Origin of the sequence: Kribbella turkmenica (assembly GCF_004348725.1) — a bacterium.
In the GTDB taxonomy this organism is placed as follows: Bacteria; Actinomycetota; Actinomycetes; order Propionibacteriales; family Kribbellaceae; genus Kribbella; species Kribbella turkmenica.
This window is the reverse complement of sequence record NZ_SMKR01000203.1, coordinates 1-12328: the sequence shown is the minus strand read 5'-3', so window position 1 is coordinate 12328 and position 12328 is coordinate 1. Positions and strand designations below refer to the sequence as shown.

The 12328-nt window shown below is 68.9% G+C and carries 10 protein-coding genes; 3 read left to right on the top strand and 7 right to left on the bottom strand.

The window, feature by feature from the left end:
- Positions 1 to 119: 119 nt before the first annotated feature.
- Positions 120 to 1484: an FAD-binding oxidoreductase gene (locus tag E1218_RS31670; protein ID WP_132326724.1), complete on the top strand. Its 1365-nt coding sequence runs from the start codon at positions 120 to 122 to the stop codon at positions 1482 to 1484.
- Between the two features lie 49 nt (positions 1485 to 1533).
- Here E1218_RS31670 and E1218_RS31665 read toward each other — a convergent pair whose 3' ends face one another.
- The 4 genes from E1218_RS31665 to E1218_RS31650 form a co-directional block, all read right to left on the bottom strand.
- On the bottom strand, positions 1534 to 1935 hold the full coding sequence (locus tag E1218_RS31665) for a hypothetical protein (RefSeq protein WP_132326723.1): 402 nt from the start codon (positions 1933 to 1935) through the stop codon (positions 1534 to 1536).
- Positions 1932 to 2516 carry a hypothetical protein gene (locus E1218_RS31660; RefSeq protein WP_132326722.1) on the bottom strand — a complete coding sequence of 195 codons (585 nt, stop codon included), beginning with the start codon at positions 2514 to 2516 and terminating at the stop codon, positions 1932 to 1934. The genes E1218_RS31665 and E1218_RS31660 overlap by 4 nt, the downstream gene beginning before the upstream one ends.
- Positions 2517 to 2701: 185 nt before the next feature.
- Positions 2702 to 3241: a dihydrofolate reductase family protein gene (locus E1218_RS31655; protein ID WP_132326721.1), complete on the bottom strand. Its 540-nt coding sequence runs from the start codon at positions 3239 to 3241 to the stop codon at positions 2702 to 2704.
- Between the two features lie 17 nt (positions 3242 to 3258).
- Positions 3259 to 3822, bottom strand: coding sequence for an NADPH-dependent FMN reductase (locus tag E1218_RS31650; protein WP_165949500.1), 564 nt, complete (start codon positions 3820 to 3822; stop codon positions 3259 to 3261).
- A 108-nt stretch (positions 3823 to 3930) separates the two neighbouring features.
- On the opposite strand from E1218_RS31650, the gene E1218_RS31645 reads away from it, so the two are divergent.
- Both E1218_RS31645 and E1218_RS31640 read left to right on the top strand, forming a co-directional pair.
- Positions 3931 to 6978 carry a BTAD domain-containing putative transcriptional regulator gene (locus E1218_RS31645; RefSeq protein ID WP_132326720.1) on the top strand — a complete coding sequence of 1016 codons (3048 nt, stop codon included), beginning with the start codon at positions 3931 to 3933 and terminating at the stop codon, positions 6976 to 6978.
- Positions 6979 to 7051: 73 nt separating this feature from the next.
- The gene (locus E1218_RS31640; protein ID WP_132326719.1) at positions 7052 to 8566 is read left to right on the top strand and encodes an LLM class flavin-dependent oxidoreductase; all 1515 of its coding nucleotides are present in this window, start codon (positions 7052 to 7054) and stop codon (positions 8564 to 8566) included.
- Here E1218_RS31640 and E1218_RS31635 read toward each other — a convergent pair.
- From E1218_RS31635 to E1218_RS31625, 3 genes are all read right to left on the bottom strand, one after another.
- Positions 8559 to 9185: a DUF6308 family protein gene (locus E1218_RS31635; protein WP_132326718.1), complete on the bottom strand. Its 627-nt coding sequence runs from the start codon at positions 9183 to 9185 to the stop codon at positions 8559 to 8561. The genes E1218_RS31640 and E1218_RS31635 overlap by 8 nt on opposite strands.
- 244 nt (positions 9186 to 9429) lie before the next feature.
- Positions 9430 to 10326: an alpha/beta fold hydrolase gene (locus E1218_RS31630; protein WP_132326717.1), complete on the bottom strand. Its 897-nt coding sequence runs from the start codon at positions 10324 to 10326 to the stop codon at positions 9430 to 9432.
- Between the two features lie 131 nt (positions 10327 to 10457).
- Positions 10458 to 12071 (bottom strand): LuxR family transcriptional regulator, encoded by a 1614-nt coding sequence (locus E1218_RS31625; protein WP_132326716.1) that lies wholly within the window; start codon positions 12069 to 12071, stop codon positions 10458 to 10460.
- Positions 12072 to 12328 lie beyond the last annotated feature (257 nt).

Sequence of the window (12328 nt, the reverse complement as noted above, 5' to 3'; positions counted from 1 at the left end):
CTCTGGGGTGGGGTTCGCGCTGCGCTCGACGGCGACTGCTGGTCTAGCGGCGCCGTCGGCGCCGCCACGGGGCGCCGCGCCGCGGCGCCGATCTTGACGTGACGGCCGTGGAGGGGTTCATGGGCACGATCGAGAACTTGAGGGAACGCACCAGGGGACCGGTCTTCACCGAGGGCGACGACGGGTACGACGAGGCACGCCGGGTACACAACGCCATGCACGACCGGCGTCCGCGGGTCGTGGTGCGCTGTGAGAACGCGGGCGACGTGATGGCCGCGGTGGATTTCGCGCGGACCAACGAACTGGATCTCGCGGTCCGCGGAGGCGGGCACAGCGTACCCGGGTTCGGCACGGTGGACGACGGGGTGGTGATCGACCTGCGCGGGATGCGCAACGTCCGGGTGGACCCGGTCAACCGCACCGCGCGCGCCGGCGGCGGCGCGACCTGGGGTGACTACAACGCGGCGACGCACGCCTTCGGACTGGCGTCGACCGGCGGCATCATCTCGACCACCGGCGTCGGCGGTCTGACGCTCGGCGGCGGCATCGGGTACCTGGATCGCGGTCTCGGGCTGGCCTGCGACAACCTGATCTCGGCGGACGTGGTGACCGCCGACGGGCAGTTCCTGATCGCCAGCGAGAAGGAGAACGAGGACCTGTTCTGGGCGCTGCGCGGCGGTGGCGGCAACTTCGGCGTGGTGACCGCGCTCGAGTTCAGGCTGGCGCCGGTATCGACGATCTACGGCGGGCCGATGCTGTTCGAGATGTCGGACGCGGCCGCCGTGCTCGCGGGGTTCCGGGACATGATCAAGGACGCACCCGAGCAACTGGGCGGGTTCCCGGCGTTCCAGATCGCGCCGCCGCTGCCGTTCATCCCGGAGGACCGGCACGGGGACGTGTTCGCGCTGATCGTCGGGTGCTGGGCCGGTGACCCGGACCGCGGCGAAACGGAGATCTCGCGGTTCCGCGCGTTCGCTCCGGTGGTCGCCGAGATGGTCGGGGAGATGCCGTACCCGGCGCTGAACAGCGCGTTCGACGACCTCGTCGGTCCCGGGCTGCAGCACTACTGGAAGGCGAACTTCGTCACCGAACTGACCGACGAGGCGATCCAGGCGCACCTGCGGCACGCGCCCGGGCTGCCGGCGGTGAACTCGACCGTGCACATCTACCCGATCGACGGCGCCTGCCACCGGGTGACCGCGGACGCGACCGCGTTCGCCTACCGGGACGCCAACTTCGCGACCGTGATCGCCGGCATGTGGCCGGACCCGGCCGACAACGAGGCGAACACCCAGTGGGTCAAGGCGTACTACGACGACGTCGCACCGCACTCGGAGTCCGGCGGGTACGTCAACTTCATGGCCGGCGACGACCAGGGCCGGGTCCGGGACAACTACAAGCACAACTACGACCGGCTGGTCGAGGTCAAACGCAAGTACGACCCGGGCAACCTGTTCCACCTCAACCAGAACATCGTGCCCTAGGCAACGAACAGCGAGGCCCGCAGCCACGGGCCTCGCTGTCCGGTATCGGCTACATCGCCAGTAGGCGCTGGAAGAACGCGCGGTACTTCTGCAGGGCGGCGCGCAGGTCCTCGGTCGAGGGCTCGCCGTCGTTCCACTGCTTCTCCAGACCCTGGTGCTGCTGCTGGAAGCTCAGCGACACGCGCTTGAGAAGGTCGTCGACCAGTTTGTCCGCCTCGCTCACGGAGCTGCGCGGGTCGTCCACGAACCCCTGCTGGATGACCTCCCAGCGGGTGCGGAAGTCGACCGCGACGTCCTCGGCGACCAGCGGTTCGGTCGCCGTGGTGTCAGTGCCGGTGCCGCTTGCCGATCCGGTGGCGGTTCCGGTCGCGGAGCCGGCGGACCAGTCGGTGCCGGAGTCACGCAGGTCGTCGTCGGTCTCGCTGAACGGGCGGTCGTCTGGCGTGGTCATGCTTGCTCCTTGGCATCGGTCGAGTGCGAGCGGTGCGTCCGGCTCGCGTCCCCGCTGTCGGCCAGCAGCGCCTCGACCAGGTAGCGGTAGGCGGTGACGGCCTGCCGGAGTTCCTCCGTGTCGGTCTCGCCCCTGGCCTGGGCGACCGCGACCCGGTGGGCGTCGCGGTAGTGCGCCGCGACCTCCGGGTGGTCGACCGAGATGTCGTTGACCCGCTGGTCGAACTCGTCGACCGGGTAGCCGGCCGCACGCATCATCCGCAGGACGAGTTGGTCGGCGTCGGCGACAGCAGCCGCGGGCTGGTCGACGAAGCTCTGCTGCACCTGTGCCCACTCGGCCTTGTACTGCTCGGCGGACTCTCTGCTCAACGGAGTGATGTCGAGCTTCGACACGCGACGTTCGCGCTCCCGCAGTTCGCGTTCGGCGCTGCGCCGGTCGCCCGACTCCTCGATGGTGTGTGCGTACTCGGGGCCGAACCGCTGGCGCAGTTCGCCCGAGCGTCTGCGCTGGTACATGAACAGCAGCGCGGCCGCCGCGAGGACCACCACGGCGACGATGACGACGGTCAGAACGGTATCCATCGGACCTCCAGTCCGGTTGGCGTGTCAGACCTGCGATCTGGAGGGATCGCGAGGGCTTGCGGCAGGCGGTCCCCAGCGCCGCTTCACATCCCCGAAACCGAACTGGTACCCAAGGCGCGTCACCAGCAAGCGTCCAGCCGGCCACCCAGTGGGTGACCGGCCGGACGCCGTGGATCGCTGTGCGGTCAGGCCTTCGGGCCCAGCTTGTGGACGACGATCCCGGACTTGAACGTGGTCGTGCCGAGCAGTTCGAGGTGGGTGATGTCGAGTTCGACGTTGTCGAACAACTTCTCGCCACTGGCCAGGACCGGAAAGATCCAGAAGTGGTACTCGTCGACCAGTTTGTGCTCGAGCAGGGTCCTGGAGAACTCGCCGGTGCCGAACTTGATCAGGTCGCCGCCGTCCTGCTCCTTGAGCTTGCGGACCGCCTCCGCCGCGTCGCCCTCGAGCAGTTGGGCGTTCCAGGTCGTCTCGGTGAGCGTGCGGGAGGCGACGTACTTCGGCATCGCGTTGAAGCTGTCCGTGTACGGGTCGCCGCTGCGCTGGGACCAGGCCTCGGCGAAGGCTTCGTAGGTGACCCGGCCGAGCACTTGAGCCTCGACGTTGTCCATCAGCGCCTGCGAGTAGGCGGAGTGCTCGTCGTCCCAGTAGGGACCGGACCAGTTCTGCGGGCTGTCGATGACGCCGTTGGTGGTGACGAAGGTGGACTCGATCAGCTTCCTCATGGGTTCTTCCTTCTTTCTTACTGCTGGTAAGGACGTTGGGTTCGCGCGTCCAGGAGCGCCTGGGACCACCAGACGAGCTGGTCGAGCATGAGCTTGGCCTGGGCCTCGTAGCCGGCCGCCGGGCGCGGCCAGCCGCCGTCTGCGGTGAACTGCTCCCAGTAGCAGGGGAGTGCCACCGTGTTGCGGATGGTGACGGCATTGAGTTCGGTGAAGACCTGCCGCAGCTGCGCTGTGGCGTACAGTCCACCGGTCTCCCGGCCGTAGCTGACGATTGCGACCGGCTTGGCGTGCCACACCTCGTAGTACCAGTCCAGTGCGGTCTTCAGCGGTGCCGGGAAGCTGCAGTTGTACTCCGGCGTCACCACGGCGAACGCGTCCGCGGTGGCGAGCCTCGGTGCCAGTACGGCGACCTCGGCGGGGGTCTCGTCGTCGGTGTCGAGCAGTGTGGCCGGCAGGTTGGCGGTGGCCAGGTCGATCAGGTCCACCTCGAACTGCTTGTCGGCCTGCCGGGCGAGCCAGTGGCCCACCGTCGGTCCGAAGCGTCCGTTGCGGGTGCTGCCGATGATCACTGCCAGTCGCATCTCCTGCCTCCTTCCTGATGTCCGAGACTCTGCCGGAACCCGTTTACGGTTTCTTTCCGGTCGATCCGGGTGCGGGCGTAAGGACGGTAGGGCGGTTAGGGTGCGGCCATGCGTTTCGGGGTGCTGGGACCGGTCACGGCCTGGACTGACGCGGGGGAGCCCGTCGCCATCCAGGGGCTCAAGGTGCGTGCTCTCCTGGCCGATTTGCTGGCGCACGAGGGTCGCCCGGTCCCGGCGGACCGTCTCATCGACGACTTGTGGAGCTCACAGCTGCCCGGGAACCCGTCCGGGACGCTGTCCGCCAAGGTCTCCCAACTCCGGCGCGCCTTCGAGGACGCCGAGCCCGGCAGTCGCGCGCTGGTGAAGTCAGGTCCGGCCGGCTACTCATTGACCGTCGACAGCTCGTCGTACGACGCTCTGACCTTTGCGGACCGCGTAGCCGCCGGCCAGCTCGGTGAGGCACTCGCACTCTGGCGCGGTCCTGCGTACGCGGACTTCGCGGACGAGGCGTTCGTGGAGACAGCTGTAGCTCGGCTGAACGAGCAGCGGCTTACGGCGGTGGAGACCTGGTCCGATGCTCCTGTGGGTGAGTTGGCTGCGCTTGTAGCCGAACACCCGCTACGTGAGCGTCTGCGGGCGAGTCACATGCGGGCGCTCTACCGGAGTGGTCGGCAGAGCGAGGCACTGGAGAGCTACGAGGAGCTGCGGAGGCTGCTGGCGGACGAGCTCGGTCTGGACCCGAGTCCGGAGCTGGTTGCGCTGCACCAGTCGATCCTCACGCAGCAGCTGCCCAGCCGCCGCTCCAACCTTCCGGCTCAGCTCACCGAGCTGATCGGTCGTGCTGATGCGTTGGCCGACGTCAGCTCGGCTCTGGCGTCCGCACGGCTCGTCACGCTGACCGGCCCAGGGGGAGTGGGCAAGACTCGGCTGGCGCTGGCTGCCGGCGAGGACGTGGCCGAACGGTTCTCCGACGGAGTCGTCCTGGTCGAATTGGCCGCGGTGACGCCGGCTGCTCTCTCGGTGAGTAGCTCCTTGACGGATGCCGTTCAGGCAGCGCTGGATGTGCGTGAGCTTGCTGCGCCCGCGGAGAACGTGGTGGAGCGATTGGCGTCGGTCATGGGTTCGCGGTTGCTGGTGCTCGACAATTGCGAGCAGGTCGTGTCTGAGGTTGCCGATCTGACCGACCGGCTGCTGGCCGCCGCTCCCGGGTTGCGGGTACTGGCGACGAGCCGTGAACCGTTGGGACTGGCCGGTGAGGTCGTCTGGAGTGTGCCGACGCTAGACGTGCCCGCCCGCGACGACGAGCTCGAAGCGGTCGGTGAGCGCAGTGCGGTGCAGCTCTTCGTGGCGCGGGCGTCCGCCGCGTCACGGGACTTCACTCTGTCGTCTGAGACGGCTGCGGACATCTCGGTCCTCTGCCGGCGGCTCGACGGGATCCCCCTCGCGCTGGAGCTCGCCGCCACCCGCGTACGGGCGCTGGGAGTCCGTGGACTGGTGGCACGCCTGGACGACCGCTTCCGCCTGCTTGCCACCGGGCACCGAGGTGCTGCGCCGCGTCAGCAGACCCTGCTGGCGATGATCGACTGGAGCTGGGAGCTCCTCAGCCCGGACGAGCAGGCGGTCTTGCGACGTCTCGCCGTCCATGCGGACGGGTGTACTCCCGATGCGGCGGTCGTCGTGTGCGCTGAACCGGGTGTCGACGTACTCGAAGTGTTGGTCCGGCTCGTCGACCGGTCGCTCGTCGTACCGGTGCAGGGCTCGGAGGGGCCGCTGTACCGGTTGCTGGAGTCTGTGGCGGCGTACTGCTCGGACAAGCTGAGCGCAGCGGGGGAGTTGGCGGCCATAGAGCAGCGGCACGTCGACTACTACACGTCCTTCGCCGAGGAAGCTAGTCCGCACTTGTACGGAGGTGAGCAGAGCAGGTGGCTGCAGCTCCTCGATGAGGACACCGGCAACCTGCGGTCTGCCCTGGACCGGGCGGTTGTGTCCGGCCGTTCGGACCTGGCTGAGCGGCTTGTGGACGCCATGGCCTGGTACTGGTACCTGCGTGGGCGAAGTGCCGAGGCGCTGCGGTCGCTGGATGCTGTACCGACTTCTGCGCGTGCTGGTGCGTGGCGGGTCGGGTTCATGTACGTGCAGGGCGACAGCGACGCTGCCCGGGAACGCGACCGCTGGCTGGACAGTGCAGACGCCAGGGCGCAGTGGTGGATCGCCTTCGCCGGCAGTGACGTCGGGGACCTCATGACGGGTCAGGCCCTGCTCGACGCCGCTTTGAAGAGCTTCGAGGCGGACGGCGATCAGTGGGGTGTCGCGGCAGTGCTGACAGCGCGTGCCAAGCATGCACATGTGCGATCGGACACGGCCGCGCTGTACGCCGACGCCTCAGAGAGCGCGCGGATCTTCCGTTCGCTGGGGGACCGCTGGGGCGTGCTGCAGGCAACCAGTTGGCTCAGTGCGCACGCGGAGATCACCGGCGACTTCGACAAGGCTGCGCGCCTGCAGCAGGAGGGCGTGCAACTGGCCGAGGAGCTGGGTCTCTGGCCTGAGCTTGCAGGGTCATTGGGCATGCTGGGCTGGACCGAGATCCGGCGGGGCGACTACGCGGCCGCTCGTGCACATGCCGAGCGCGGTCTGCGCGTGGCGACCGAGCAGGACCAGCGTTCGGCCCAGGCTCTGGCGGAGATCGTGCTGGCTTTCGCAGCTCGTCGTACCGGGGCCTTGGACGAGGCGGAGGCGCGGCTGGACTCGCTCGTGGAGGCCGCTCGCCGGCAGAAGGACCCGGTGCTCTACCTCTCGATGGTGCTGAGCGAGCTGGCGTACGTCCGGGAGCTTCGCGGTGACCTGGACGGCGCGCTGAAGCATCACGTGGAGGCGTTCCGCATCTCGGAGGAGTACGAGTCGCTGCGGGGCGCGTGCTGGTCACTTGAGGGCATCGCCGCGTGCCTGAGGGACAAGAGCGTCGCGGCCCGGCTCCTGGGCGCGGTCGACGCGACCAGGGCGGCCGAGGGCTTCGTCGTCGGGCCGGCCGAGTTCGGTGACCACGCCCGGGCCGCGGACGCCGCCCGGGCGGTGCTGGGAGATGCCGAGTACGAGGTCGCGTGGAACGCCGGATCAATGCTGTCGACGCGTCAGGCCTTCCGGCTGATACCTTACTAGCAGATGTTCTGGACTTGAGATTATTAGTCCAGCGAAGTAGTTTCGTGGTCGAACCGACGGTGAAAGGTGAACCATGGACTACGGCCACGAGCTGGTCTTCGGGACGTTCCTGACTCCGGCGACGGACAATCCGTCCCGGGTGATCGCGCTCGCTCAACTGACCGAGCAGGTCGGCCTCGACCTGGTCACCTTCCAGGACCACCCCTACCAACCGCGTCTGATGGACGCCTGGACTCTGCTGTCCGTCGTCGCTGCCCGGACCGAGCGGGTCAAGGTCGCGACCAACGTGGCCAACCTCCCGTTGCGCCACCCGGTCGTCCTGGCCCGCAGCGTCGCCACGCTCGACCTGATCAGCGGAGGCCGCGTCGAGCTCGGACTCGGCGCCGGTGGCTTCCTGGAGGCCGTGGCAGCGAATGCAGGACCGCAGCTGACCGCGGGACAGAGCATCACCGCGCTGGAAGAGGCCATCGCGATCATGCGCGAGGTCTGGACGCCGGAGGGTGGCGGCATCCGGCGGTCCGGCAAGCACTACACCGTGGCCGGCGCCAAGCGCGGTCCGCAGCCCGCACACGACGTGGAGATCTGGCTGGGCGCCTACAAGCCGCGGATGCTTGCGGTCACCGGACGGCTCGCGGACGGCTGGCTACCGAGCAGCGCTTACGCCGGACCGGACCAGCTCGCCGCGATGAACAAGATCATCGACGAAGCCGCCGAGGAGGCTGAGCGGGACCCGGCGTCGGTACGGAGGCTCTACAACCTGTCGGGGCGGTTCGATCGGCGCGGCGACGGGTTCCTGCAGGGACCTGAGGAGCTGTGGATCGACCAGCTCGCGGAGCTGACCCTGGGCGAGGGAATGAGCACCTACATCCTCGGGTCGGACGATCCGGAGGACATCCGGCGGTTCGCCGAAGTGGCCTCCGGTGTTCGTGAGGCTGTCGAGGCTGCCCGGTCAGGTGCTGTGGTCGGTGAGGGTCCTGCGGTTGCTCCGGGTGGTTTCTCCGTCGTACCGACTCCACCTCCTGCTGTACGGCGGAGCGCCGTACAGCTGCTGGACGAGTCGGAGCGACCCACCGGGCCGGCGTTGGACTCGTCGCGGACGTACACGCCGTACCAACTGCAGTCCGGTCAGCATCTGATCGACGTCCACGACCATCTGCGGGCTGAGCTCGAGCAGGTACGGGACCTAATCGAGCAGGTGGCCGCCGGTTCGATCGGTGTCGGGCAAGCCCGGTCGCACATCAACACGATGACCATGCGGCAGAACAACTGGACGCTCGGGACGTACTGCGAGTCGTACTGCCGACTGGTAACCACTCATCACTCGCTGGAGGACGCCTCACTGTTCCCGCATCTGCGGCGGGCCGATCCGGCGTTGGTGCCGGTCGTGGACCGGCTCGAGGAGGAGCACCGGGTCATCCACGACGTACTGGAAGGCGTGGACAAGGCACTGGTCGCGCTGGTCGACGGCTCCGGGGACATCGACGGTCTGCGTGCGGCGGTCGACCTGCTGGACGACACCTTGCTCTCCCACCTGTCGTACGAGGAGCGGGAGCTGGTGGAGCCGCTGGCGCGGCTGGGGGTTATTTAGCCTCGCCCAGTAGCGACGCGAGGATGTCGAGCAGCCGGAGGGTGGGGACCTCGCCGAGCAGGCGCGCCGCCGACGTGGGCGGCTCGGCGATCAGGCGGACCTGCAGCAGCTTGAAGTCGCGGACGTTCGCCGGGTTGACCAGGTCGTTGTGCACCGCGGTCAGGAACTCCGCGCCGGCTGACGCCGAGCCGTAGGTCATCCGGATGAAGCTGTCGGTGACCGGGTAGAGGTACGGCCGCTTCAGGTGCAGCAGCTTCGACTTCTTGGCGTGCCCGAAACCGCGGTGGCCGGTGAACTTCTCGTCCAGCGCCATCGCCGCCTCGAACAGCTCGCTGCCCGGCGTCGCGTCCTCGAGCCGGGCGGTCACCGGGATCGCGGCCAGCTCCTTGTCCGCGTCCACCTCGAGCAGCCACGGGATGTCCATCGCCCGCAGGTCGGCGCCGATCACCATCGTCCGGGCCAGGTCCTCGAGCGTGATCTGGTTCGGGTCGGAGCCACCGACGCACGTCATCCCCGGCAGACCGTCGTAGTAGCGCAGTACGGCGCCGTTCGTCTCGGCGTACAGGCGCAGCTGCGCTATTGCCTCGTCGACGACGATCTTCCGAGTACCGATGTTCATGAGCCACACCCTCACACTCTTGGTGGCAGACCCGCCAGCGGGCGGACCATCATCCGAACGATTCCCTGACTCCGTTTCCGCAGATCGTAGGCGACCCCATGCTCACCCACACCCCTGGGTCGCTTCCCGTTGTCCACAACCCGTAATCGTCCGCCCGCTGAAGCACTCGCTCTCGATGAACTCTGAGTGACAACCACCAACCGAGCCGAGCCGACCGTGCCCGATGTCAGGCGACCGCTCGCCATCAGGTGGTGGGCCGGTGGACGGTCAGACAGCTGATGAGGGTTGCGGCTGTTCGGTCGGGGTTCTGCAGTGGGAAGTAGTGGGTGCCGGGGACTGTGGTTGAGCGGATGGCGGGCAGCCAGGACCGGAGGATGTCGCGGGATTCGGTGAAGTGGGGTGGGCTTTCGGTGCCGCCGATCCAGGTGACGGGAGTTGTGATCTGCTGGAGTTGTGCCGGGGTGGCTGTGGCTGTCCAGGCGGCCATTGCGGGGCCGTCGACCTGGAGGAAGGTGAAGAGGTCTGCGGCGGCGAGGTCGCCGGCCCCCTGCGGTAGCGCGGAGTCCACGACGGTCTTCGCGTCGGCGATGCCTGAGGTGATCTCGTAGAACATCGTGACGGCGCCGGACTTGTCGCCGTTCGCGTGTTTCTCCGCCATGGTCGGAGCGGCGATCTCGGCGAAGTCCTTCACGCTCTGCAGGGACTCCTTGGACGTGAGGTGGGCTGCGAGGACGAGTTCCAGCAGAAGGGCCGACAGCAGCCGATCAGGCGCGAGGCGTGCCACTTCGAGGGCGATGTAGGCGCCGATGGAGTGGCCGGCGACATGTGCCCTCTCGATCCCGAGTGCATCGAGGATCGCGACGACGTCCGCTGCCTGGCCAGGGATGTCGGTGGCGGTGATGGGTAGTCCGCGGCCGCCGTGGCCGCGCCGGCCGAAGTGGATCACCTGGTAGCCGCCTCGCTCGGTGAGGGCGTCGGCCAGTGGCACGAGGAAGTCACGCATCATCCCGCCGTGGACGAACGCGACCGGTGTGCCGTCGCCGAAGACCCAGACATCGAGTACGTCGCCGCCGGCAACCTCGACTCTGGTCGTGGGGGCCGGCATGACCCGCTGGGTCACGGTGTCGCTGAGGTTGCTCATCACGTCGCTCCTTAGGTCGTGCGCGCTCCTGCAGCGCGTCTGACCTCGACGCTAGGCAGGACGGTGGCCCCGCCTCATCGGCGCGATTGACCATCCTGGGTGGCGGCTCTACGCGGTTGTGCGTAGCCGCCTCACCGCGACGCGGCCAGCCCGTGGTCGACCGCGTAACGAGCCGCCTGGGTCCGGGACGTGGTGTCGATCTTGTGGAAGATGTTCGTCAGGTGCCGGGCGACCGTGCGGTCGCTGATGCGGAGCGCCGCGCCGATCTCCCGGTTGGAGAGTCCGTCCGCGACCAGCCCGAGTACCTCGCACTCGCGCTCGGTCAGCCCGTCCGGCGCTGCCGGTGCGCGACGCAGTACGCCGAGACGCCCGTACGCCGCGTCCGCCTGGGCGCGCTCGGCGGCCGCAGACGTCTCGTCACCGAGCGCCCGGTAGGCCTCGGCGAGACGGACACACGTGCCGGCAACCTCGTACGCCGCGCCCAACTCGTGCCACCGCCGACAAGCCTCCCGCAGCACCGGCAACGCCTCGTCGGCACGGCCCTCCGCGAGCAGCACCGCTCCGTGCGCGGCGCGCGCCATCGTCTCCAACCCCGACGTGGGGTACGACGCCGCCGTCGCCGACAGCTCGGACGCGGCGTCGGCGGCGTCGTCCAGTCGACCGGCGACGATTGCGATGTCGGCCGCCGCCGCGCAGATCGGCGCCCTTCGCAGCGAGTCGTTCCCGGCGGCGACCAGTGCCGAGCGCACCGACATCGCGGCGCCCGTCACGTCGCCGTCCCGGAGCCGCAGCAGTGCCCGTCCCGGCTGCGGATCGCGCCCCCGCGCATGGGCCTCGTCGTACGCCTCGGCGGCGGTCGAGGCCCCGCGTAGCCGGCGTGTCTCGGCGACGACGTACCAGGCTTCGGCGGCGTAGTCGATGCGGTGAGCGTCGAGGCTCTTGGCGACTTCGAGCGCGCGGCGTTCCGCCTCGTCCCACTCGCCGTTCAGGAGGAGCAATTGCGCCCGGTGCACGCCGCAGAGGCCGTCGAACGCCACCGCCGCCGGCAGGGACGCCAACCACCGCTCGGTCAGCTCGGTCCAGCGTGCCATCCGCCGGAGGTCGGCGACCGCGTGACAGGTCGCGATCGTGTGGCAGTAGAGGCCGCCGGTCACGAACGGGTGGCTGATCCTGCTGTTCGTGACGGTCACCATCGCCTCGTCGATCAGCGCCAGCCCGCGGTCCACCTGACCTAACCTGACCAGCGCGCGGCCTTCACTGTGGAGACCCACGGCCACCAGGACGGGCTCATGACAGCGGCGCCCGATGTCACGCACCCGATGCGCCGCATCCAGCGCCGCCGCCGGCCGGCCGGTCATGAGCTGCAGCTCCACGCCGCTGAAGTGGGCCAAGTAGCCGTGCACCGGGCACTCCGGTATCTCGTTCACCAGGCGCTCCGCGCGGCCGAGCCAGCCCATGCCCTGCGGCTGATCCCCTCGGGCCAGGTGGAAGATGCCCACCATCAAGGCGGCCCAGGCGGCGTCGGCCGGACGCCCGTCGGTCTCGAAGGCGTCACACGCGGCAGCGCCGAGTCGCAGCGTGTCGTCGATGCGGCCGAGCCACCACACCGCATCGGAGTACGCCGCGAGGTCGTCGGCGCTCAGCCGCTCGCCCGGGACCGCACCGAAGCGCGCCGCGGCGGTCGGCCAGTCCTGGACCGCGCCGGCCTGCCGTGCCTGGGTGAGGATGTCTGCGTGCTCGTCCACCTGTACTCCTCGACACCTGCATGCTACGAGCCCCGGGGAGTCGGTACCACGGGCTGCAGGCGGAAATGTCCGCGGACCAGCGATGGCGACAGTCAGGCGGTGGCATCGACGGTGGTGGGTACGGGAGTGGGTGAGTCCTGGGCTGTGTCGGAGGTGGGGTCGTCGGCCTGAGACCGAGGGATTTCGTCGAGGTGAGCAGCGGTGCTCTGGGTCATTGGTGCACTGTCGATTCGGTAGGGGCCGGCTCGCCCTGGTCC

Coding starts and splice junctions, on each gene's coding strand:
- E1218_RS31670 (WP_132326724.1), top strand. CDS start 120: ATGGGCACGATCGAGAACTTGAGGGAACGCACCAGGGGACCGGTCTTC.
- E1218_RS31665 (WP_132326723.1), bottom strand. CDS start 1,935: ATGACCACGCCAGACGACCGCCCGTTCAGCGAGACCGACGACGACCTG.
- E1218_RS31660 (WP_132326722.1), bottom strand. CDS start 2,516: ATGGATACCGTTCTGACCGTCGTCATCGTCGCCGTGGTGGTCCTCGCG.
- E1218_RS31655 (WP_132326721.1), bottom strand. CDS start 3,241: ATGAGGAAGCTGATCGAGTCCACCTTCGTCACCACCAACGGCGTCATC.
- E1218_RS31650 (WP_165949500.1), bottom strand. CDS start 3,822: ATGCGACTGGCAGTGATCATCGGCAGCACCCGCAACGGACGCTTCGGA.
- E1218_RS31645 (WP_132326720.1), top strand. CDS start 3,931: ATGCGTTTCGGGGTGCTGGGACCGGTCACGGCCTGGACTGACGCGGGG.
- E1218_RS31640 (WP_132326719.1), top strand. CDS start 7,052: ATGGACTACGGCCACGAGCTGGTCTTCGGGACGTTCCTGACTCCGGCG.
- E1218_RS31635 (WP_132326718.1), bottom strand. CDS start 9,185: ATGAACATCGGTACTCGGAAGATCGTCGTCGACGAGGCAATAGCGCAG.
- E1218_RS31630 (WP_132326717.1), bottom strand. CDS start 10,326: ATGAGCAACCTCAGCGACACCGTGACCCAGCGGGTCATGCCGGCCCCC.